The sequence below is a fragment of the Cupriavidus yeoncheonensis genome (assembly GCF_905397275.1).
Classification (GTDB): domain Bacteria; phylum Pseudomonadota; class Gammaproteobacteria; order Burkholderiales; family Burkholderiaceae; genus Cupriavidus; species Cupriavidus yeoncheonensis.
The window spans coordinates 10,393-32,364 of record NZ_CAJPUY010000021.1; the positions used below are offsets into that span (position 1 = coordinate 10,393).

Consider the following 21,972-nt stretch of genomic DNA (forward strand, 5'->3'; position numbering starts at 1 on the left):
AGCGGCGAAACAAGGAGTTGCAATGAAAGCATTGCTCGATCTCTTTAAGCAGGTACAGCAGGAAGAGCAGTTCGACGCGATCAAGATCGGCCTGGCATCGCCCGACAAGATCCGTTCGTGGTCGTATGGCGAAGTGAAGAAGCCGGAAACGATCAACTACCGTACGTTCAAGCCGGAACGCGACGGCCTCTTCTGCGCCAAGATCTTCGGCCCGATCAAGGACTACGAGTGCCTGTGCGGCAAGTACAAGCGCCTGAAGCACCGCGGCGTCATCTGCGAGAAGTGCGGCGTTGAAGTGACGCTGGCCAAGGTGCGCCGCGAGCGCATGGGTCACATCGAACTGGCCGCACCGACCGCGCACATCTGGTTCCTGAAGTCGCTGCCGTCGCGTCTGGGCATGGTCCTGGACATGACGCTGCGCGACATCGAGCGCGTGCTGTACTTCGAGGCATTCGTGGTGCTCGAACCTGGCATGACCCCGCTCAAGAAGAGCCAGATCATGTCGGAAGACGACTACCTGGCGAAGTGCGACGAGTACGGCGAGGGCGAGTTCGTCGCCATGATGGGTGCCGAGGGCATCCGTGAACTGCTGCGCGGCATCGACATCGAGAAGCAGATCGAACAGATCCGCGCCGAACTGCAGGCCACCGGCTCCGAAGCCAAGATCAAGAAGTTTGCCAAGCGCCTGAAGGTGCTCGAGGCCTTCCAGCGTTCGGGCATCAAGCCCGAGTGGATGATCCTCGAAGTGCTGCCGGTGCTCCCGCCCGAGCTGCGCCCGCTGGTGCCGCTGGACGGCGGCCGCTTCGCGACCTCGGACCTGAACGACCTGTATCGCCGCGTCATCAACCGTAACAACCGCCTGAAGCGCCTGCTGGAGCTGAAGGCGCCTGAGATCATCGTGCGCAACGAAAAGCGCATGCTGCAGGAAGCGGTTGACTCGCTGCTGGACAACGGCCGTCGCGGCAAGGCGATGACCGGCGCCAACAAGCGTCCGCTGAAGTCCCTGGCCGAAATGATCAAGGGCAAGGGCGGCCGTTTCCGTCAGAACCTGCTGGGCAAGCGCGTCGACTACTCGGGCCGTTCGGTCATCGTGGTGGGCCCGACGCTCAAGCTGCACCAGTGCGGTCTGCCCAAGCTGATGGCGCTCGAGCTGTTCAAGCCGTTCATCTTCCACAAGCTGGAAACGATGGGCATCGCCACCACGATCAAGGCGGCGAAGAAGGAAGTCGAAAGCCAGACGCCGGTGGTGTGGGACATCCTCGAAGAGGTGATCCGCGAGCACCCGGTGATGCTGAACCGCGCGCCGACGCTGCACCGCCTGGGCATTCAGGCGTTCGAGCCGGTGCTGATCGAAGGCAAGGCCATCCAGCTGCACCCGCTGGTCTGCGCGGCGTTCAACGCCGACTTCGACGGTGACCAGATGGCTGTTCACGTCCCGCTGTCGCTGGAAGCGCAGATGGAAGCCCGCACCCTGATGCTGGCCTCCAACAACGTGCTGTTCCCGGCCAACGGTGACCCGTCGATCGTGCCGTCGCAAGACGTGGTGCTGGGTCTGTACTACACGACCCGGGACAAGATCAACGGCAAGGGCGAGGGCATGACCTTTGCCGACATCAGCGAAGTGATCCGCGCCTACGAGAACAAGGAAGTCGAACTGGCTTCCCGCGTGAACGTGCGTATCACCGAGTATGAGCTGGTCGACAAGGACGCCGAGGGCGACGCGCGTTTCGCGCCGAAGACCACGCTGCAGGCGACCACGGTCGGCCGCTCGATCCTGTCGGAGATCCTGCCGAAGGGGCTGCCGTTCTCGGTGCTGAACAAGCCGCTGAAGAAGAAGGAAATCTCGCGCCTGATCAACACCGCGTTCCGCAAGTGCGGCCTGCGCGAGACCGTGATCTTTGCCGACAAGCTGCTGCAGTCGGGCTTCCGCCTGGCTACGCGTGCCGGTATCTCGATCGCGATCGACGACATGCTGGTGCCCCCGCTGAAGGAGAAGATCATCTCCGAGGCCTCGGCCAAGGTGAAGGAATACGACAAGCAGTACATGTCGGGTCTGGTGACGGACCAGGAGCGTTACAACAACGTCGTGGACATCTGGGGCGCCGCCGGCGACCAGGTGGGCAAGGCGATGATGGAGCAGCTCCAGCACGAAGACGTGGTCGACCGCAACGGCAACACCGTCAAGCAGGAGTCGTTCAACTCCATCTACATGATGGCCGACTCTGGCGCACGGGGTTCCGCCGCGCAGATCCGCCAGCTTGCCGGTATGCGTGGCCTGATGGCCAAGCCGGATGGCTCGATCATTGAAACGCCGATTACGGCGAATTTCCGTGAAGGCCTGAACGTTCTGCAGTACTTCATCTCGACCCACGGCGCACGTAAGGGCCTGGCCGATACGGCACTGAAGACCGCGAACTCGGGTTACCTGACCCGTCGTCTGGTCGACGTGACGCAGGATCTGGTCGTGGTGGAAGATGATTGCGGCACCTCCAACGGCGTGGCCATGAAGGCCCTGGTCGAAGGCGGTGAAGTGATCGAAGCCCTGCGCGACCGTATTCTGGGCCGTGTGACCGTGGCCGACGTGGTGAACCCTGAAACCCAGGAAACCGCGATCGAAACCGGCACGCTGCTGGACGAAGACCTGGTCGACCTGATCGACGCTCTTGGCGTGGACGAAGTCAAGGTGCGCACTCCGCTGTCGTGCGATACGCGCTACGGCCTGTGCGGCAAGTGCTATGGCCGCGACCTGGGCCGCGGCGTACTGGTGAACTCCGGCGAAGCGGTTGGCGTGATTGCCGCCCAGTCGATCGGCGAGCCGGGCACGCAGCTGACCATGCGTACGTTCCACATCGGTGGTGCGGCATCGCGTGCGGCAGTGGCGTCGAGCGTGGAAGCGAAGGCAACCGGTACCGTGCGTTTCACGGCGACCATGCGCTATGTGACCAATGCGAAGGGCGAGCTGATCGTCATCTCGCGTTCGGGCGAGGCGCTGATCACCGACGACCATGGCCGCGAGCGCGAGCGCCACAAGATCCCGTACGGCGCCACGCTGCTGGTGCAGGACGGCCAGGCCATCAAGGCTGGCACGCAGCTGGCCACGTGGGACGCGCTGACGCGCCCGATCGTTTCGGAATACACCGGTACGACCAAGTTCGAGAACGTCGAAGAAGGCGTGACCGTCGCCAAGCAGATGGACGAAGTCACCGGCCTGTCGACCCTCGTGGTGATCGACGCCAAGCGCCGCACGGCTGCCACCAAGGGCATTCGCCCGCAGGTGAAGCTGCTCGACGCGAACGGCCAGGAAGTCAAGATCCCGGGCACGGACCACTCCGTGACCATCGGCTTCCAGGTTGGCGCGCTGATTACCGTGAAGGACGGCCAGCAGGTTCACGTCGGTGAAGTGCTCGCACGTATCCCGACCGAATCGCAGAAGACCCGCGACATTACCGGTGGTCTGCCGCGCGTGGCCGAGCTGTTCGAGGCGCGTTCGCCGAAGGACGCCGCCGTGCTGGCGGAAGTCACCGGCACGACCTCGTTCGGCAAGGACACGAAGGGCAAGCAGCGCCTGGTCATCACCGACCTGGACGGCAATGCCCACGAGTTCCTGATCGCGAAGGAAAAGCAGGTGCTGGTGCACGACGGCCAGGTGGTGAACAAGGGCGAAATGATCGTGGAAGGTCCGGCGGATCCGCACGACATCCTGCGCCTGAAGGGCATCGAAGAGCTGGCGCACTACATCGTGGACGAAGTCCAGGACGTGTACCGTCTGCAGGGCGTGAAGATCAACGACAAGCACATCGAGGTGATCGTTCGCCAGATGCTGCGTCGTGTTCAGGTCGCCGACGTGGGCGACACCAAGTTCATCCCGGGTGAACAGGTGGAGCGTTCGGAACTGCTTGACGAGAACGATCGCGTGATCGCCGAAGGCAAGCGTCCGGCGACCTACGAGAACCTGCTGCTGGGTATTACCAAGGCGTCGCTGTCGACCGACAGCTTCATCTCGGCGGCATCGTTCCAGGAAACCACGCGCGTGCTGACCGAAGCCGCGATCATGGGCAAGACCGACGACCTGCGTGGTCTGAAGGAAAACGTGATCGTGGGCCGTCTGATCCCGGCCGGTACCGGCCTGGCCTACCACCGTGCCCGCAAGGCACGCGAGGCTGCCGAACGCGAACGCGCCCAGGCGATCTCCGAAGAAGAGCAGTCGCTCTTCATCGAGCCGCCGCCGGTGGTGCAGGCGACGACCGAGGGTGAAGGCGACAACGTCTGATCCATGCAGTAGCGCTCCGCCGCCAAGGCGGACAGGAAGCCCGGCTGATCCAGCCGGGCTTTTTTTTTGTCTGCGATCCGGTGTGACCGCCTGGTAACAGGGTCACCGGAAGCCTGCGCCGCCGTGGCCGTTGCAGTGCGGCATAAAGAAACCGGCACAGTCGCGGCTGCCGGCCATCTGCCGGGCACTCGCTGACCTATAGTTTTAGCACCCCGGATAACTGTCGCGATGATCGCGTCGGAGGTTGCAATCATGACCATGGCTACCACGCTGGCGAGCTGCCTGGACAAGAGGCAGGCCCAGTTCGACACCGTTCGTCATCCGTATAGCCTCAGCAGCATGGCCACTGCCCACGCCGCGCATATTCCCGGCGATCGCCTGGCCAAGACGGTGCTGCTGGAAGACGAAAAGGGCTACGTCGCCGCCGTGATCCCTTCTACCCACCACCTGAAGCTGTCGGAAATCTGCGAGCAGACCGGCCGCAAGCTGTCGCTGGCGCACGAGGATGGCGTGCGCGAAGTCTTCAGGGACTGCGACCTCGGCGCGATTCCGCCGGTTGCCATGGCGTACGGCACGCAGACCTGGCTCGACGACAGCCTGCTCGCGCATTCGGACGTCTACTTTGAGGCGGGCGACCACCAGGAACTGGTGCACATGAGCACCGAGCAGTTCATGGCGCTGATGGCCGACGCGCGGCGCGGGCACTTCGCGCATCGCATGATGTAGACCGGCATCACGCCCTGACGGCCCAGGCGGCCGGCGCTTGCCGGCCGCTTTGCTTTGCGGCATCGCGACACACGTAAGAAACTTCGGACTCTTGGTCCGGCAAGGACGGTCAGCGGCGTTCTTAGTGGTATGGTTACGGCTTTTCCGGCTTCAGCAATTCCGTTGTCCATGTCGCAAGCACTGGCGATCCTCAAGGATGTCTTCGGCTACCACGCCTTCCGGGGACGCCAGGGCGAAATCATCGATCATGTCGCATCGGGTGGCGATTGCCTGGTGCTGATGCCGACCGGCGGCGGCAAGTCGCTGTGCTACCAGATCCCGGCGCTGCTGCGGCAGCGTGCCGGCGAGGGCGTCGGCATCGTGGTGTCGCCCCTGATCGCGCTGATGCAGGACCAGGTCGCGGCGCTGACCGAAGCCGGCGTGCGCGCCTGCGTGCTCAATTCCACGCTGACGGGGTCAGAGGCTTCCGCGGTCGAGCGCGACCTGCTGGCGGGCCGGCTGGAGGTTCTCTACGTCGCGCCGGAGCGTCTGATGACGCCGCGCTTCCTCGACCTGCTTGAGCGCACGCGTGTCGGACTGTTCGCGATCGACGAGGCGCACTGCGTGTCGCAGTGGGGCCATGATTTCCGGCCCGAATACATCCAGCTGTCGGTGCTGCACGAGCGTTTCCCGCACGTGCCGCGCATCGCGCTGACCGCCACGGCCGACGCGGTGACGCGCGACGAGATCATCGAACGCCTGGCGCTTGATGACGCACGTGTCTTCGTCTCCAGCTTCGACCGCCCGAATATCCGCTACCGGATCGTCGAGAAGGACAATGCCCGGCAGCAGTTGCTGGCCTTCATCAAGGCCGAGCACACGGCCGCCGATGGCACGCATGACAGCGGCATCGTCTATTGCCTGTCGCGCAAGAAGGTGGAGGACACCGCCGAGTGGCTGCGGGGCCACGGCGTCAATGCGCTGCCCTATCACGCCGGCATGGACGCGGCCACGCGACAGCGTCACCAGGCGCGCTTTCGTGAAGAGGAAGGCGTGGTGATGGTCGCTACCATCGCTTTCGGCATGGGCATCGACAAGCCGGACGTACGTTTCGTCGCTCACCTGGACCTGCCCAAGAGCATGGAGGGCTACTACCAGGAAACCGGTCGCGCCGGCCGTGACGGGCTGCCGGCCAATGCCTGGATGGCCTATGGTCTCGGCGACGTGGTGCAGCAAAAGCGCATGATCGACGAATCCGAGGCCGACGATGCCTTCAAGCGCGTGTCATCGTCGAAGCTCGATGCGTTGCTGGGATTGTGCGAGACCGCGGGCTGTCGGCGCGTGCGCATCCTGGCCTACTTCGACGAGGCCAGCGAACCCTGCGGCAATTGCGATACCTGCCTGGAGCCGCCTGCCACCTGGGACGGCACGCGCGAGGCGCAGATGGCGCTGTCGTGCGTCTACCGCACGGGCCAGGCCAGCCGGCTGCACTTCGGTGCCACCCACCTGATCGACGTGCTGCGTGGCAATGCCTCGGAAAAGATCAAGCAGTGGGGCCATGACAAGGTCTCGACCTTCGGCATCGGCAAGGACCGCACGGTCCATGAATGGCACACCGTCTTTCGCCAGTTGATCGCCCAGGGTTTGCTGGTGATCGATCATGGCGGCCACGGCGCGCTGCTGCTGGGGGAGGGCGCGCGCGACGTGCTCAAGGGGGGGCGGCAGATCATCCTGCGCCGGCAGGCGATGAAGCCAGGCAAGTCCGGCGAACGCGCCGCGCGTGGCACCCGCACCGACCACACCGCGGACATGGACGCCGACACGCTGGCCAACTGGGAAGCGCTGCGCCGGTGGCGCACCGAGGCTGCGCGCGAGCACGGCGTGCCGGCCTACGTCATCTTCCACGATGCCACGCTGGCCGAACTGGCCCGGACCGCGCCAGACTCACTGGCGGCCATGGAAGGCATTCCCGGGATTGGCGCATCCAAGCTCGAGCGCTACGGCCAGGCCATCGTCGACACCCTGAGCAGGGTCTAGGCACATCGGGTGACACGTCGGGTATACGGCTTGACCGTATACGATTCCGCTGCTACCATGCCAGATTCGAGTTTTTGGCTTTGGATTTCGCTCGCCCGTCGGATATGTGGACTTTGATCCGCAGCCGGCAAGCCTTCCGGATGACTTCTTGCAGTCCGGCGGCGGCAGATGCGGGATCCGGGTGCCGGCTCGCGCTCTTTGGAATGCTGTTACCGCACAGTCCCCTCCCTTGAGCGCCCGCTCACCTCTCCCGCCCAAAACCCGTAGTTGCCTCTTTCCCCGGTCCTGCCGGCGTGAGGGGTGTTTTTCGTAAAACCAAGCTGGATTGAACAATGCCAACTATCAACCAACTGGTTCGCAAGCCGCGCGTCTCTGAAGTCATCAAGAGCAAGAGCCCGGCACTTGAGAACTGCCCGCAGCGTCGCGGCGTGTGCACCCGCGTGTACACCACGACGCCGAAGAAGCCGAACTCGGCACTGCGTAAGGTCGCCAAGGTGCGCCTGACCAACGGTTTCGAAGTGATTTCGTACATCGGCGGTGAAGGCCACAACCTGCAGGAACACTCGGTCGTGCTGATCCGCGGCGGCCGTGTGAAGGATCTGCCGGGTGTGCGTTACCACATCGTCCGTGGCTCGCTGGACCTGCAAGGCGTGAAGGACCGCAAGCAGGCCCGTTCGAAGTACGGTGCGAAGCGTCCGAAGGCTGCCTAAGCTTTCAGAGCAAGCAACAAGCGATGGCCGCAGGCGATGTTCGTCATGCAGCTGTCAACAGGCGGCGGTACAACGGAGCGTTTTTGTGCACCGTGCCGTCGAGTAAGTGGTCACCCGGCGAATTTGCTGCAAATGAATGCAAGCTAGTTGGTGGCCGGAGAGCGGGAACAATTGACCGCGCTCTCAACTGAATCTAAAGGAAAAAAGATGCCACGTCGTCGTGAAGTCCCCAAGCGGGATGTTCTGCCTGATCCGAAGTTCGGTAACGTTGAAGTTGCCAAGTTCATGAACGTGCTGATGCTGGACGGCAAGAAGTCGGTTGCCGAACGTATCGTGTACGGCGCGTTCGACCAGATCGAAAAGAAGGCAGGCAAGGCCCCCATCGAAGTGTTTTCCGTTGCGATCAACAACGTGAAGCCGGTGGTGGAAGTGAAGAGCCGTCGCGTGGGCGGCGCCAACTATCAGGTTCCGGTCGAAGTCCGTCCGTCGCGTCGTTTGGCATTGGCGATGCGTTGGTTGCGCGAGGCCGCGAAGAAACGCAGCGAGAAGTCGATGGCGCTGCGCCTGGCAGGTGAGCTGCTGGAAGCATCGGAAGGCCGTGGCGGCGCGATGAAGAAGCGCGACGAAGTGCACCGCATGGCCGAAGCCAACAAGGCGTTCTCGCATTTCCGCTTCTAAAGCGCGCGAAAACACTGTTGGTTGCCGGGCGGGCTGTGTTTGTACACATCTCGCCCGTTTGTGTTAAGGGCGCGCGGCATGAGATGCCGGCGCCTCATGGACGAATAGAGGATTAAAGTGGCTCGTAAGACTCCTATTGAGCGTTACCGTAACATCGGTATTTCGGCTCACATTGACGCGGGTAAAACCACCACGACCGAGCGGATCCTGTTCTACACCGGTGTGAACCACAAGATCGGTGAAGTGCATGATGGCGCGGCCACCATGGACTGGATGGAGCAGGAGCAGGAGCGCGGCATCACGATCACGTCTGCTGCGACCACTGCCTTCTGGAAGGGAATGGGCGGCAACTACCCCGAGCACCGCTTCAACATCATCGACACCCCGGGCCACGTGGACTTCACCATCGAGGTGGAGCGTTCCATGCGCGTGCTGGACGGCGCGTGCATGGTGTACTGCGCCGTGGGTGGTGTGCAGCCGCAGTCTGAAACCGTCTGGCGTCAGGCCAACAAGTACGGCGTGCCGCGTCTGGCATTCGTCAACAAGATGGACCGTACCGGCGCGAACTTCTTCAAGGTCTACGACCAGCTGAAGACCCGCCTGAAGGCCAACCCGGTGCCCGTGGTGGTGCCGATCGGCGCCGAAGACGGCTTCCAGGGCGTCGTCGATCTGCTGGAAATGAAGGCGATCATTTGGGACGAAGCCAGCCAGGGCGTGAAGTTCGAGTACCAGGACATCCCGGCCGAGCTGCAAGCCACCGCTGACGAATGGCGCGAGAAGATGGTCGAGTCCGCCGCCGAAGCCAGCGAAGAGCTGATGGAAAAGTACCTGGGCGGCGAAGAGCTGACCCGCGCCGAGATCGTCAAGGCGCTGCGTGACCGTACCATCGCCTGCGAAATCCAGCCGATGCTGTGCGGCACCGCGTTCAAGAACAAGGGCGTGCAGCGCATGCTCGACGCCGTGATCGACTTCCTGCCGTCGCCGGTCGACATTCCGCCGGTTACGGGCACGGACGAGGACGACAGCGAGAAGAAGCTCGAGCGCAAGGCTGATGACAACGAAAAGTTCTCGGCACTGGCGTTCAAGATCATGACCGACCCGTTCGTTGGCCAGCTGATCTTCTTCCGCGTCTACTCGGGCAAGATCAATTCGGGCGACACCGTGTACAACCCGGTCAAGAGCAAGAAGGAACGCCTCGGCCGTATTCTGCAGATGCACGCCAACCAGCGCGAAGAAATCAAGGAAGTGCTGGCCGGCGACATCGCCGCTGCGGTGGGCCTGAAGGATGCCACCACGGGCGATACGCTGTGCGATCCGGCTGCCCCGATTGTGCTCGAGCGCATGGTGTTCCCGGAGCCGGTGATCTCGCAGGCTGTCGAGCCGAAGACCAAGGCTGACCAGGAAAAGATGGGCATCGCCCTGAACCGCCTGGCCGCTGAAGATCCGTCGTTCCGCGTGCGTACCGATGAAGAATCGGGTCAGACCATCATTTCGGGCATGGGCGAGCTCCACCTCGAAATTCTGGTCGACCGCATGAAGCGCGAATTCGGCGTGGAAGCCAACATCGGCGCGCCGCAGGTGGCCTACCGCGAAACCATTCGCAAGACGGCCGAAGGCGTCGAAGGCAAGTTCGTCAAGCAGTCGGGCGGCCGCGGCCAGTACGGTCACGCCGTGATCACGCTGGAACCGCAAGAGCCGGGCAAGGGCTTCGAGTTCATCGACGCCATCAAGGGCGGTGTGATTCCTCGCGAATACATCCCGGCGGTCGAAAAGGGTATCGTCGACACGCTGCCGAACGGTATTCTGGCTGGCTTCCCGGTGGTGGACGTGAAGGTCACGCTTACGTTCGGTTCGTACCACGACGTGGACTCGAACGAAAACGCGTTCCGCATGGCCGGCTCGATGGCTTTCAAGGAAGCCATGCGCAAGGCCAGCCCGGTTCTGCTCGAGCCGATGATGGCCGTGGAAGTGGAAACGCCGGAAGACTACACGGGTACCGTGATGGGCGACCTGTCGTCCCGCCGCGGCATCGTGCAGGGCATGGACGACATGGTGGGCGGCGGCAAGATCATCAAGGCCGAAGTCCCGCTGTCGGAGATGTTCGGTTATTCCACGTCGCTGCGCTCGGCCACGCAAGGCCGCGCCACGTACACCATGGAATTCAAGCACTACGCTGAGGCACCGAAGAACATCGCCGAAGCCGTGATGACGGCCAAGGGCAAGTAATTGGAAGTTTGCCGCCGCGCCAGCCGGTGCGGCGGCGCGATGAAACAACAAGATTGCATTCCTATCAGGAGCTGAAAAATGGCAAAGGAAAAGTTCGAGCGGACTAAGCCGCACGTGAACGTTGGTACGATTGGTCACGTTGACCATGGCAAGACCACGCTGACCGCAGCGATCGCCACGGTGCTGGCAGCCAAGTTTGGCGGTGCCGCCAAGAAGTACGACGAAATCGACGCAGCGCCGGAAGAGAAGGCACGCGGTATTACCATCAATACCGCCCACGTCGAGTACGAAACGGCCAACCGCCACTACGCGCACGTTGACTGCCCGGGCCACGCCGACTATGTGAAGAACATGATCACGGGTGCCGCCCAGATGGACGGCGCGATCCTGGTTTGCTCGGCCGCTGACGGCCCGATGCCGCAAACGCGCGAGCACATCCTGCTGGCCCGTCAGGTTGGCGTGCCGTACATCATCGTGTTCCTGAACAAGTGCGACATGGTGGACGACGCTGAACTGCTCGAGCTGGTCGAGATGGAAGTTCGCGAGCTGCTGTCGAAGTACGACTTCCCGGGCGACGACACCCCGATCATCAAGGGTTCGGCCAAGCTGGCGCTGGAAGGCGACAAGGGCGAACTGGGCGAAGTGGCCATCATGAACCTGGCCGACGCCCTGGACACCTACATCCCGACGCCGGAGCGCGCCGTGGACGGTACGTTCCTGATGCCGGTGGAAGACGTGTTCTCGATCTCGGGTCGCGGCACCGTGGTGACCGGCCGTATCGAGCGTGGCGTGGTCAAGGTCGGCGAAGAAATCGAAATCGTTGGTATCAAGCCGACGGTCAAGACCACCTGCACCGGCGTGGAAATGTTCCGCAAGCTGCTGGACCAGGGCCAGGCTGGCGACAACGTCGGTCTGCTGCTGCGCGGCACCAAGCGTGAAGACGTCGAGCGCGGCCAAGTGCTGTGCAAGCCGGGTTCGATCAAGCCGCACACCCACTTCACCGGCGAGGTGTACATTCTGTCGAAGGACGAAGGTGGCCGTCACACCCCGTTCTTCAACAACTACCGCCCGCAGTTCTACTTCCGTACCACCGACGTGACCGGCTCGATCGAGCTGCCGGCGGACAAGGAAATGGTGATGCCGGGTGACAACGTGTCGATCACCGTCAAGCTGATCGCCCCGATCGCCATGGAAGAAGGCCTGCGCTTCGCTATCCGCGAAGGTGGCCGTACCGTCGGCGCCGGTGTCGTGGCAAAGATCCTCGACTAAGCAACTTCCTGGGACATGCCCGTGGGCATGTCCCCTTTGAACCGGGCACATTGCCCATCGCTCTTTTAAGGAAATATCATGCAGAACCAGAAGATCCGTATCCGCCTGAAGGCTTTCGACTATCGCCTGATTGACCAGTCGGCTGCCGAAATCGTGGATACCGCCAAGCGTACCGGCGCGATCGTCAAGGGCCCGGTGCCCCTGCCGACCCGCATCCAGCGCTTTGACATCCTGCGTTCGCCGCACGTCAACAAGACCAGCCGCGATCAGTTCGAGATCCGCACCCACCAGCGCCTGATGGACATCGTCGACCCGACCGACAAGACCGTTGACGCGCTGATGAAGCTCGACCTGCCGGCAGGCGTGGATGTCGAGATCAAGGTGTAATCATGCTTCGGGCCGCGCCAGCGGCCTGCTGCAGGAAGAAACGGCGAACTTCGGTTCGCCGTTTTTGTTTTGCGGCTGACAGACGCGCCTCGCGTGGGTCAGCCTCGCCCGCGCCGCCGCAAGGTCTCGGCCTCGTCGAGCGCGCGGAGCCGGTAGGCGACCACCTGCTGATCGTTGGGGCCGTCGAAGACGTCGCGGCATCAGACGGCGAACCGCTGGTGTTTTACGGCGGGGATTTCGTTCGCCTCGCGGCCTGAACGGAGTGCATCGGCGGCTATCGCGCCGCCGAAAGTCTGCTTCGCGCCGCAATTTGCCCGGATGCTGTGGTTGAAGGCGCAACTCCAGGCGGAATTCGGCAATTCATGTTGCCCTTTCCAAAGCACTGGGCTATAGTGTAAGGCTACCCGTTTCTCCGGGTGGTGGGTTGGCCGTTTTGGCCTCGCGCAGTCTTTTTAGCGCAACCCGACAGCGCAACTGCGCAAACACAGTTTTCGTGTATCAATCAGCCCCGGCCAATCGCAGCTGGGAATGGAGCAAACCATGAGCCTTGGCCTTGTAGGTCGCAAGGTTGGCATGACCCGTATTTTCACGGACGACGGTGATTCGATTCCCGTTACCGTGGTCGAGGTCGGCGACAACCGCGTGACGCAAATCAAGACGGACGAGACCGACGGTTACACCGCCGTTCAAGTCACCTTCGGCGCCCGACGCGCAAGCCGCGTTACCAAGCCGCTGGCGGGTCATCTCGCCAAAGCCGGCGTGGAAGCTGGCGAAATCATCCGCGAATTCCGTATCGATGCAGCCAAGGCTGCCGAACTGCAAGCTGGCGGTTCGCTGTCGGTCGACCTGTTCGAAGTCGGTCAGAAGATCGACGTGCAGGGCGTGTCCATCGGTAAGGGCTACGCCGGTACCATCAAGCGCTATCACTTCGCCTCCGGCCGTGCCTCCCACGGTAACTCGCGCTCGCACAACGTGCCGGGCTCGATCGGTATGGCGCAGGATCCGGGCCGCGTGTTCCCGGGCAAGCGCATGACCGGTCACCTGGGCGATGTCACCCGCACCGTGCAGAACCTGGAGATCGCCAAGATCGACGCAGAGCGCAAGCTGCTGCTGGTCAAGGGCGCGATCCCCGGCTCCAAGGGCGGCAAGGTCATCGTTACCCCGGCCGTCAAGGCCAAAGCCAAAGCTTAAGGAGCGCATGTAATGGAACTCAAGCTCCTCCAGGACAATGGCCAGATCGGCGCGGGCGTAGACGCTTCGCCCGAAGTGTTCGGCCGTGACTACAACGAGGCCCTCGTTCACCAGATCGTCGTCGCTTACCAGGCCAACGCTCGCAGCGGTAACCGTAAGCAGAAGGATCGTGAAGAGGTCAAGCACACGACCAAGAAGCCGTGGCGCCAGAAGGGTACGGGCCGTGCTCGTGCCGGTATGTCTTCCTCGCCGCTGTGGCGCGGGGGCGGCCGTATCTTCCCGAATTCGCCGGAAGAGAACTTCACCCAGAAGGTCAACAAGAAGATGTTCCGTGCCGGCATGCGCTCGATTTACTCGCAGCTCGCACGTGAAGGCCGTATCAATGTGGTGGACGGTTTCACCGTCGACGCGCCCAAGACCAAGCTCTTGGCCGACAAGTTCAAGGCCATGGGCCTGGACTCGGTGCTGATCATCACCGACAGCCTCGACGAAAACCTCTACCTGGCTTCGCGCAACCTGCCGCACGTGGCAGTTGTCGAGCCGCGCCAGGCTGACCCGCTGTCGCTCGTGCACTACAAGAAGGTGCTGGTGACCAAGGCAGCCGTCGCGCAGATCGAGGAGTTGCTGAAATGACGCAAGTAGCCAAGAACGATCATCGTTTGATGCAGGTGCTGCTCGCGCCGGTGGTTTCCGAAAAGGCAACCCTGGTCGCCGACAAGAACGAACAAGTCGTGTTCGAAGTGGCTCGCGATGCCAACAAGGCAGAAGTGAAGGCCGCCGTCGAACTGCTGTTCAAGGTCGAGGTGCAGTCCGTTCAGATCCTGAACCAGAAGGGCAAGCAAAAGCGCTTTGGCCGTTTCATGGGGCGTCGCAACCACGTGAAGAAGGCCTACGTTTCGCTGAAGCCGGGTCAGGAAATCAATTTTGAAGCGGAGGCCAAGTAATCATGGCACTCGTCAAGACCAAGCCGACTTCCCCGGGTCGTCGCTCGATGGTGAAGGTGGTCAACAAGGACCTTCACAAGGGCGCTCCCCACGCTCCGCTGCTGGAAAAGCAATTCCAGAAGTCGGGTCGTAACAACAATGGTCATATCACCACCCGCCACAAGGGCGGTGGTCATAAGCACCACTACCGCGTGGTCGACTTCAAGCGCAACGACAAGGACGGCATCGCCGCCAAGGTCGAGCGCCTGGAATACGATCCGAACCGCAGCGCGAACATTGCGCTGGTGCTCTTCGCCGACGGCGAGCGCCGCTACATCATCGCCACCAAGGGCATGGTTGCTGGCCAGGCGCTGCTGAACGGCGCGGAAGCCCCGATCAAGGCTGGCAACAACCTGCCGATCCGCAACATTCCGGTTGGTACCACGATCAACAACGTGGAAATCCTGCCGGGCAAGGGCGCCCAGATCGCCCGTGCTGCTGGCGGTTCCGCCGTGCTGCTGGCTCGCGAAGGCCTGTACGCTCAGGTGCGTCTGCGCTCCGGTGAAGTGCGTCGTGTGCACATCGAGTGCCGCGCCACCATCGGTGAAGTGGGCAACGAAGAGCACAGCCTGCGCGTCATCGGCAAGGCCGGTGCGACCCGTTGGCGCGGTATCCGCCCGACGGTCCGCGGCGTTGTGATGAACCCGGTCGACCACCCGCACGGTGGTGGCGAGGGCAAGACCGCTGCCGGTCGCGATCCTGTGTCGCCGTGGGGTACCCCGGCCAAGGGCTACCGCACCCGCAGCAACAAGCGCACGGACAGCATGATCGTCCAGAAGCGCCACAAGCGCTAATCGGTAGGTAGGAGCTAAAGATATGACTCGTTCCGCTAAAAAGGGTCCGTTCTGCGACGCCCACCTGCTGAAGAAGGTGGAAACGGCCGCAGGCGGCAAGGACAAGAAGCCCATCAAGACGTGGTCGCGCCGCTCGACCATCATGCCGGAATTCATTGGCCTGACGATCGCCGTGCACAACGGCCGTCAACACGTGCCGGTGTATGTCACGGAAAACATGGTTGGCCACAAGCTCGGCGAATTTGCGCTCACCCGCACGTTCAAGGGCCACGCGGCTGACAAGAAAGCGAAGAGGTAAGGTGCCATCATGGAAGTGAAAGCGATTCATCGCGGTGCCCGCATCTCCGCCCAGAAGACGCGCCTGGTCGCTGACCAGATCCGTGGTCTGCCGATCGAGCGCGCGCTCAATGTCCTGGCTTTCAGCCCGAAGAAGGCTGCTGGGATCGTGAAGAAGGTGGTCGAATCGGCCATCGCCAACGCCGAGCACAACGAAGGCGCCGACATCGACGAACTGAAGGTCAAATCGATCTTCGTCGACAAGGCAACCTCGCTCAAGCGCTTCACGGCACGGGCAAAGGGCCGCGGCAACCGTATCGAGAAACAAACTTGTCACATCACTGTGACGCTCGGCAACTAAGGAGTCACGATGGGACAGAAGATTCATCCGACTGGCTTCCGTCTGGCCGTCAGCCGTAACTGGGCTTCGCGTTGGTACGCCAACAATACGAAGTTCGCCGGCATGCTGAAAGAAGACATCGAGGTTCGCGAGTTTCTGAAGAAGAAGCTCAAGAACGCATCGGTTGGCCGCGTGGTCATCGAGCGTCCGGCCCGCAATGCCCGTATCACCATTTACAGCTCGCGTCCGGGCGTGGTGATCGGCAAGAAGGGTGAGGACATCGAACTGCTGAAGGCTGAACTGCAGCGTCGCATGGGCGTGCCCGTGCACGTGAACATCGAGGAAATCCGCAAGCCGGAAACCGATGCTCAGCTGATCGCCGATTCGATCACCCAGCAGCTCGAGCGCCGCATCATGTTCCGCCGCGCCATGAAGCGCGCCATGCAGAACGCGATGCGTCTTGGCGCCCAGGGCATCAAGATCATGAGCTCGGGTCGTCTGAACGGTATCGAAATCGCACGTACCGAGTGGTACCGCGAAGGCCGTGTGCCCCTGCACACCCTGCGCGCCGACATCGACTACGGCTTCTCCGAGGCAGAAACCACCTACGGCATCATCGGTGTCAAGGTGTGGGTCTACAAGGGTGATCACCTCGGCCGCAATGACGCGCCGGTGGTGGAAGAGCCGCAAGACGACCGTCGTCGTCGTCCGGGTCGTCCGGAAGGCCGCCGCCGTGAAGGCGAAGGCCGCCCGGGTGGCAACCGTCGCGGTGGCGCCGGTGCCGGTCGCCGCGCTGCGCCTGGCGCAGATGCGAAGAGTGGAGAATAACGATGCTGCAACCGAAGCGCAGAAAATACCGCAAGGAGCAGAAAGGCCGCAACACGGGTAAAGCTACCCGTGGCAACGCCGTGTCTTTCGGCGAATTCGGCCTGAAGGCCATGGGCCGTGGCCGCCTGACGGCTCGCCAGATCGAGTCGGCACGTCGTGCGATGACCCGTCACATCAAGCGTGGCGGCCGCATCTGGATCCGGATTTTCCCGGACAAGCCGATCTCGAAGAAGCCCGCCGAAGTCCGTATGGGTAACGGTAAGGGCAATCCGGAGTACTACGTGGCTGAAATCCAGCCGGGCAAGATGCTCTACGAGATGGATGGTGTGAGCGAAGATCTGGCACGTGAGGCGTTCCGCCTCGCGGCTGCCAAGCTGCCGATCGCCACCAATTTCGTGGTGCGCCAGGTCGGGACGTAAGGAGAGCAGGGATGAAAGCATCCGAACTTCGCGGCAAGGACGCCGCAGGCCTGAATCAGGAGCTCTCCGAGCTGCTGAAGGCCCAATTTAGCCTGCGCATGCAAAAGGCAACCCAACAGCTGCAGAACACCAGCCAGCTGAAGAAGGTTCGCAAGGACATCGCGCGAGTGCAAACCGTGCTGACTGAGAAGGCCAACGCGAAATGACTGAAGCTGCAAAAACGGAAACGTCGCTTCGCCGCACCCTTGTCGGTCGTGTGGTAAGCGACAAGATGGACAAGACCGTTACGGTCTTGGTTGAAAACCGCGTCAAGCATCCTCTGTACGGCAAGTACGTGCTGCGTTCCAAGAAGTACCACGCACACGACGAAGCCAACCAGTACAAGGAAGGCGACAAGGTCGAAATCCAGGAAGGCCGTCCGCTGTCGCGGACCAAGTCCTGGGTGGTTTCCCGGCTGGTAGAGGCTGCACGCGTCATCTAAGAACAACAGGTTCTTAGCTTGACTTGCAAGTCCAGGATTATGTGGTTATAATCCTGGACTTCCGCTTTATTGCGTTCGCCTTAGTTGTACCACCCGGGCGGACCTGTTGAGCGAGCCAGGGCCAGGTGGCCTCGACGTCTGTCGGGAGTGCCAGGTTCCTACCGACTCAAAGTTGATCAACCCATACGGAGCTGGCGCAAAGCCGGAGCCGACGGGACCAAGACTGACCGACGGGCGTTTTTTGCACCTGGCGGATTAAGTTGGGAAGACAAACACCATGATTCAGACAGAAAGCCGGCTCGAAGTGGCCGATAACACTGGTGCGCGCGAAGTGCTGTGCATCAAAGTGCTGGGTGGGTCCAAGCGCCGCTACGCGAGCGTGGGCGACATCATCAAGGTGACCGTCAAGGACGCAGCGCCGCGCGGTCGCGTGAAGAAGGGCGACATCTACAACGCCGTTGTCGTGCGTACTGCCAAGGGCGTTCGCCGCGCGGACGGTTCGCTCGTCAAGTTCGACAGCAATGCCGCCGTCCTGCTGAACAACAAGCTCGAGCCGATCGGCACCCGTATCTTCGGGCCGGTGACTCGTGAACTCCGTACCGAGCGCTTCATGAAGATCGTGTCGCTCGCTCCGGAAGTGCTGTAAGGAGCCGCCATGAACAAGATTCGCAAGGGCGACGAAGTCATCGTCCTGACCGGCAAGGACAAGGGCAAGCGCGGTACCGTGCAAGCCGTGCTTGGCGACAAGGTTGCAGTGGAAGGCGTGAACGTTGCGAAGAAGCACGCCCGCCCGAACCCGATGCTGGGCACCACCGGTGGTGTGGTCGACAAGGTCATGCCGCTGCATATTTCCAACGTTGCGCTCGTGGATGCCAATGGCAAGCCGTCGCGCGTCGGCATCAAGGTGGAAGACGGCAAGCGTGTGCGCGTGCTGAAGACCACCGGCGCCGTCGTGGCAGCTTGATTCTGGGCACGTTTAGGAGTTGAGCATGGCAGCACGTCTGCAAGAGTTCTACAAAGATAAGGTTGTGCCGAAGCTGATCGAACAGTTCGGTTACAAGTCGGTCATGGAAGTGCCGCGTATCACCAAGATCACCCTGAACATGGGCCTTGGCGAAGCGATCAATGACAAGAAGATCATTGAAAATGCTGTCGGCGACCTGACCAAGATCGCTGGTCAGAAGCCCGTGGTGACGAAGGCCAAGAAGGCCATCGCCGGCTTCAAGATCCGCCAGGGCTATCCCATCGGTGCGATGGTGACCCTGCGTGGCGAGCGCATGTTCGAATTCCTCGATCGTTTCGTCACCGTGGCCCTGCCGCGCGTGCGTGACTTCCGTGGTGTGTCGGGCCGTTCGTTCGACGGTCGTGGCAACTACAACATCGGTGTGAAAGAGCAGATCATTTTCCCCGAAATCGAGTACGACAAGATCGACGCACTGCGTGGTCTGAACATCAGCATCACGACGACGGCAAAGAACGATGAGGAAGCGAAGGCGCTGCTCGGCGCGTTCAAGTTCCCGTTCCGCAATTAAGGGGTAACCGTGGCTAAACTGGCTCTGATTGAACGTGAGAAGAAGCGCGCCAAGCTGGTGGCGAAGTATGCCGCCAAGCGCGCCAACCTCAAGGCCATTATTGACGACCAAGAAAAGTCGGAAGAAGAGCGTTACAGCGCGCGTCTCGAGCTGCAACAGCTCCCGCGCAACGCGAACCCGACCCGCCAGCGTAACCGCTGCGCGATCACCGGTCGTCCCCGCGGTACCTTCCGCAAGTTTGGCCTGGCGCGTAACAAGATCCGCGAAATCGCCTTCAAGGGCGAAATCCCGGGTCTGACGAAAGCCAGCTGGTAATTACGCACAGGCTACAGGAGAAACAGTATGAGCATGAGCGATCCTATCGCCGATATGCTGACGCGCATCCGCAACGCCCAGGGCGTGCAGAAAGCGTCGGTTGTCATGCCGTCGTCGAAGCTGAAAGTGGCAATCGCCAAGGTCCTCAAGGACGAAGGCTACATCGACGACTACGCCGTCCAGGAAGATGGCGGCAAGGCACAACTGAGCATCGGCCTGAAGTACTACGCCGGCCGTCCGGTCATCGAGCGCATCGAACGCGTCTCGAAGCCCGGCCTGCGCGTGTACAAGGGCCGCAGCGACATCCCGCAAGTGATGAACGGCCTCGGTGTGGCGATCATCTCGACCCCGCAGGGTCTGATGACCGACCGCAAGGCTCGCGCAACTGGCGTGGGCGGCGAAGTTCTCTGCTACGTCGCTTAAGGAGAGAACATGTCCCGTGTAGGTAAGGCTCCCATCGCGCTGCCCAAAGGCGCGGAAGTGAACGTGGCGGCTGGCGTGCTCTCCATCAAGGGTCCGCTGGGTACGCTGTCGCAGCCGATTCACAGCCTGGTCAAGGTCAATGTCGAAAACGACACGCTGACCTTCGCGCCGGCTGACGAATCGCGTGAAGCAAACGCCCTGCAAGGCACCATGCGCGCCCTGGCGGCGAACATGGTCAAGGGTGTGACCACCGGTTTCGAGCGCAAGCTGAACCTCGTTGGCGTGGGCTATCGTGCCCAGCTGCAAGGCGCTGCGCTGAAGCTCCAGCTTGGTTTCTCGCACGACGTGATCCATGAGATGCCGGAAGGCGTGAAGGCGGAAACGCCGACGCAGACCGAGATCATCATCAAGGGTGCGGACAAGCAGAAAGTCGGTCAGGTTGCCGCGGAAGTTCGCGCGTACCGTCCGCCTGAGCCCTATAAGGGCAAGGGTGTTCGCTACAGCGACGAGCGCGTCATCCTGAAGGAAACCAAGAAGAAGTAAGGGGTGCAATGATGAACAAGAAAGACGCTCGTTTGCGCCGTGCACGTCAGACCCGCGCCAAGATCGCGGAGATGAAAGTCAATCGTCTGACCGTGTTCCGTACGAATTCGCATATTTACGCCCAGGTCTTCTCGGAGTGCGGCACCAAGGTGCTGGCTTCGGCTTCGACCGCCGAGGTGGAAGTGCGCAAGGAACTGGATGGCAAAGGCGCTACCGCCGCTGCCGCTACCGCGGTTGGCAAGCGCATCGCCGAAAAGGCGAAGGCTGCCGGCGTGGAAACCGTCGCGTTCGATCGCGCCGGCTTCCGTTTCCATGGCCGCGTGAAGGCCCTGGCAGACGCCGCCCGCGAAGCCGGCCTGAAGTTCTAAGCGCATAAAGAGAGATACGTCATGGCAAAGATGCAAGCAAAAGTCCAACAGGACGAACGCGACGACGGCCTCCGCGAGAAGATGATCTCGGTCAACCGTGTCACCAAGGTGGTGAAGGGTGGCCGGATTCTCGGTTTCGCTGCGCTGACCGTGGTTGGTGACGGCGATGGCCGCATCGGCATGGGCAAGGGCAAGGCCAAGGAAGTGCCGGTGGCAGTTCAGAAGGCAATGGACGAAGCCCGTCGCAAGATGGTCAAGGTCTCGCTGAAGAACGGCACGCTGCAACACGAAGTCGTTGGCAAGCACGGCGCCGCCAAGGTGCTGATGATGCCCGCGAAGGAAGGTACCGGCGTGATCGCCGGCGGCCCGATGCGCGCGATCTTCGAAGTGATGGGCGTCACCAACGTGGTGACCAAGTCGCACGGCTCCACCAACCCGTACAACATGGTTCGCGCCACGCTGGACGGCCTTCAGAAGATGAGCACGCCGGGCGAAATCGCCGCCAAGCGTGGCAAGTCGGTCGAAGACATCCTGGGTTAAGGTGAACGCAATGTCGCAGAAAACCGTAAAAGTGCAACTCGTGCGCAGCCTGATCGGCACGCGCGAGGATCATCGCGCCACTGTGCGTGGTCTGGGCCTGCGCCGCATCAACTCGGTGTCGGAGCTGCAGGACACGCCCGCCGTGCGCGGCATGATCAACAAGGTCTCGTACCTGGTCAAGGTTCTGGCCTGATACCGGGACTTCGGAGAGCAAGATGCAACTGAACAACCTGAAACCGGCCGCCGGTTCGAAGCACGCCAAGCGTCGCGTCGGCCGCGGTATCGGCTCCGGCCTGGGCAAGACTGCCGGTCGCGGTCACAAGGGTCAGAAGTCGCGTTCGGGCGGCTTCCACAAGGTGGGCTTCGAAGGCGGTCAAATGCCGCTGTACCGTCGTCTGCCGAAGCGCGGCTTCACGTCGCTGACCAAGGCCTTCACGGCCGAAGTCTCGCTGCGTGACATCGAGCGCCTGGAAGCGACCGAAGTCGACCTGCTGGTCCTGAAGCAAGCTGGCCTGGTAGGCGAGCTGATCAAGAGCGCCAAGGTCATCAAGGCCGGTGAACTGACCCGCAAGGTGTCGATCAAGGGTCTGGGCGCCACTGCTGGCGCCAAGGCAGCGATCGAAGCCGCCGGCGGCCAGATCGCAGCCTGACAGGCAT

General features: G+C 62.0%; 28 protein-coding genes. All 28 read left to right on the top strand.

What is annotated here, in order from left to right; genetic code table 11:
• Positions 1-22: 22 nt before the first annotated feature.
• The 28 genes from rpoC to rplO all read left to right on the top strand — a co-directional run bounded on the left by rpoC (position 23) and on the right by rplO (position 21,965).
• Complete coding sequence (gene rpoC, locus KHO22_RS24775; RefSeq protein ID WP_211949832.1) at positions 23-4,270, top strand: DNA-directed RNA polymerase subunit beta'; 4,248 nt, start codon at positions 23-25, stop codon at positions 4,268-4,270.
• A gap of 252 nt (positions 4,271-4,522) precedes the next feature.
• On the top strand, positions 4,523-4,996 hold the full coding sequence (locus KHO22_RS24780) for an aminoacyl-tRNA deacylase (RefSeq protein ID WP_211949833.1): 474 nt from the start codon (positions 4,523-4,525) through the stop codon (positions 4,994-4,996).
• A gap of 168 nt (positions 4,997-5,164) precedes the next feature.
• Complete coding sequence (recQ, locus tag KHO22_RS24785) at positions 5,165-7,012, top strand: DNA helicase RecQ (protein ID WP_211949834.1); 1,848 nt, start codon at positions 5,165-5,167, stop codon at positions 7,010-7,012.
• A 332-nt stretch (positions 7,013-7,344) separates the two neighbouring features.
• Complete coding sequence (gene rpsL / locus KHO22_RS24790; RefSeq protein WP_006576501.1) at positions 7,345-7,722, top strand: 30S ribosomal protein S12; 378 nt, start codon at positions 7,345-7,347, stop codon at positions 7,720-7,722.
• A gap of 207 nt (positions 7,723-7,929) precedes the next feature.
• Entirely contained in the window at positions 7,930-8,400 is a 471-nt protein-coding gene (gene rpsG / locus KHO22_RS24795) for a 30S ribosomal protein S7 (RefSeq protein ID WP_010810459.1), read from the top strand.
• A 117-nt stretch (positions 8,401-8,517) separates the two neighbouring features.
• On the top strand, positions 8,518-10,626 hold the full coding sequence (fusA, locus tag KHO22_RS24800) for an elongation factor G (protein WP_211949835.1): 2,109 nt from the start codon (positions 8,518-8,520) through the stop codon (positions 10,624-10,626).
• Positions 10,627-10,704: 78 nt separating this feature from the next.
• Complete coding sequence (tuf, locus tag KHO22_RS24805) at positions 10,705-11,895, top strand: elongation factor Tu (protein WP_211949827.1); 1,191 nt, start codon at positions 10,705-10,707, stop codon at positions 11,893-11,895.
• A gap of 78 nt (positions 11,896-11,973) precedes the next feature.
• Positions 11,974-12,282 (top strand): 30S ribosomal protein S10, encoded by a 309-nt coding sequence (gene rpsJ, locus KHO22_RS24810; protein WP_006160488.1) that lies wholly within the window; start codon positions 11,974-11,976, stop codon positions 12,280-12,282.
• A 540-nt stretch (positions 12,283-12,822) separates the two neighbouring features.
• A complete protein-coding gene (rplC, locus tag KHO22_RS24815) occupies positions 12,823-13,473 on the top strand; it encodes a 50S ribosomal protein L3 (RefSeq protein WP_078198156.1) in 651 nt (216 codons plus the stop codon).
• Between the two features lie 12 nt (positions 13,474-13,485).
• Complete coding sequence (gene rplD / locus KHO22_RS24820) at positions 13,486-14,106, top strand: 50S ribosomal protein L4 (RefSeq protein WP_010812396.1); 621 nt, start codon at positions 13,486-13,488, stop codon at positions 14,104-14,106.
• Positions 14,103-14,417, top strand: coding sequence for a 50S ribosomal protein L23 (gene rplW, locus KHO22_RS24825; RefSeq protein ID WP_006576245.1), 315 nt, complete (start codon positions 14,103-14,105; stop codon positions 14,415-14,417). Before rplD ends, rplW begins: the two co-directional genes overlap by 4 nt.
• Positions 14,418-14,419: 2 nt before the next feature.
• The gene (gene rplB / locus KHO22_RS24830) at positions 14,420-15,250 is read left to right on the top strand and encodes a 50S ribosomal protein L2 (RefSeq protein ID WP_211949836.1); all 831 of its coding nucleotides are present in this window, start codon (positions 14,420-14,422) and stop codon (positions 15,248-15,250) included.
• Between the two features lie 22 nt (positions 15,251-15,272).
• Positions 15,273-15,548, top strand: coding sequence for a 30S ribosomal protein S19 (gene rpsS, locus KHO22_RS24835; protein ID WP_211949837.1), 276 nt, complete (start codon positions 15,273-15,275; stop codon positions 15,546-15,548).
• A gap of 9 nt (positions 15,549-15,557) precedes the next feature.
• Positions 15,558-15,887 carry a 50S ribosomal protein L22 gene (rplV, locus tag KHO22_RS24840; RefSeq protein ID WP_019451022.1) on the top strand — a complete coding sequence of 110 codons (330 nt, stop codon included), beginning with the start codon at positions 15,558-15,560 and terminating at the stop codon, positions 15,885-15,887.
• Positions 15,888-15,896: 9 nt separating this feature from the next.
• Entirely contained in the window at positions 15,897-16,694 is a 798-nt protein-coding gene (gene rpsC / locus KHO22_RS24845; protein ID WP_211949838.1) for a 30S ribosomal protein S3, read from the top strand.
• Between the two features lie 2 nt (positions 16,695-16,696).
• A complete protein-coding gene (rplP, locus tag KHO22_RS24850; RefSeq protein ID WP_010812391.1) occupies positions 16,697-17,113 on the top strand; it encodes a 50S ribosomal protein L16 in 417 nt (138 codons plus the stop codon).
• Positions 17,114-17,124: 11 nt separating this feature from the next.
• The gene (gene rpmC, locus KHO22_RS24855) at positions 17,125-17,319 is read left to right on the top strand and encodes a 50S ribosomal protein L29 (RefSeq protein ID WP_008642937.1); all 195 of its coding nucleotides are present in this window, start codon (positions 17,125-17,127) and stop codon (positions 17,317-17,319) included.
• Positions 17,316-17,594 carry a 30S ribosomal protein S17 gene (gene rpsQ / locus KHO22_RS24860; protein ID WP_011299307.1) on the top strand — a complete coding sequence of 93 codons (279 nt, stop codon included), beginning with the start codon at positions 17,316-17,318 and terminating at the stop codon, positions 17,592-17,594. Before rpmC ends, rpsQ begins: the two co-directional genes overlap by 4 nt.
• 277 nt (positions 17,595-17,871) lie before the next feature.
• Positions 17,872-18,240: a 50S ribosomal protein L14 gene (gene rplN, locus KHO22_RS24865; RefSeq protein ID WP_019451025.1), complete on the top strand. Its 369-nt coding sequence runs from the start codon at positions 17,872-17,874 to the stop codon at positions 18,238-18,240.
• Positions 18,241-18,249: 9 nt separating this feature from the next.
• Positions 18,250-18,558 carry a 50S ribosomal protein L24 gene (gene rplX / locus KHO22_RS24870; protein WP_011299306.1) on the top strand — a complete coding sequence of 103 codons (309 nt, stop codon included), beginning with the start codon at positions 18,250-18,252 and terminating at the stop codon, positions 18,556-18,558.
• Positions 18,559-18,583: 25 nt separating this feature from the next.
• Positions 18,584-19,126 carry a 50S ribosomal protein L5 gene (rplE, locus tag KHO22_RS24875; RefSeq protein WP_211949839.1) on the top strand — a complete coding sequence of 181 codons (543 nt, stop codon included), beginning with the start codon at positions 18,584-18,586 and terminating at the stop codon, positions 19,124-19,126.
• Between the two features lie 9 nt (positions 19,127-19,135).
• Complete coding sequence (rpsN, locus tag KHO22_RS24880; protein ID WP_010812385.1) at positions 19,136-19,441, top strand: 30S ribosomal protein S14; 306 nt, start codon at positions 19,136-19,138, stop codon at positions 19,439-19,441.
• Positions 19,442-19,468: 27 nt separating this feature from the next.
• Complete coding sequence (gene rpsH / locus KHO22_RS24885) at positions 19,469-19,864, top strand: 30S ribosomal protein S8 (RefSeq protein WP_010812384.1); 396 nt, start codon at positions 19,469-19,471, stop codon at positions 19,862-19,864.
• 9 nt (positions 19,865-19,873) lie between these two features.
• The gene (rplF, locus tag KHO22_RS24890; RefSeq protein ID WP_211949840.1) at positions 19,874-20,407 is read left to right on the top strand and encodes a 50S ribosomal protein L6; all 534 of its coding nucleotides are present in this window, start codon (positions 19,874-19,876) and stop codon (positions 20,405-20,407) included.
• A gap of 11 nt (positions 20,408-20,418) precedes the next feature.
• Entirely contained in the window at positions 20,419-20,775 is a 357-nt protein-coding gene (gene rplR, locus KHO22_RS24895) for a 50S ribosomal protein L18 (protein WP_211949841.1), read from the top strand.
• A gap of 21 nt (positions 20,776-20,796) precedes the next feature.
• Positions 20,797-21,315 (top strand): 30S ribosomal protein S5, encoded by a 519-nt coding sequence (rpsE, locus tag KHO22_RS24900; protein ID WP_006160449.1) that lies wholly within the window; start codon positions 20,797-20,799, stop codon positions 21,313-21,315.
• Positions 21,316-21,325: 10 nt separating this feature from the next.
• The gene (rpmD, locus tag KHO22_RS24905) at positions 21,326-21,508 is read left to right on the top strand and encodes a 50S ribosomal protein L30 (RefSeq protein ID WP_010812381.1); all 183 of its coding nucleotides are present in this window, start codon (positions 21,326-21,328) and stop codon (positions 21,506-21,508) included.
• Between the two features lie 22 nt (positions 21,509-21,530).
• Entirely contained in the window at positions 21,531-21,965 is a 435-nt protein-coding gene (gene rplO / locus KHO22_RS24910) for a 50S ribosomal protein L15 (protein WP_211949842.1), read from the top strand.
• Positions 21,966-21,972: the final 7 nt, after the last annotated feature.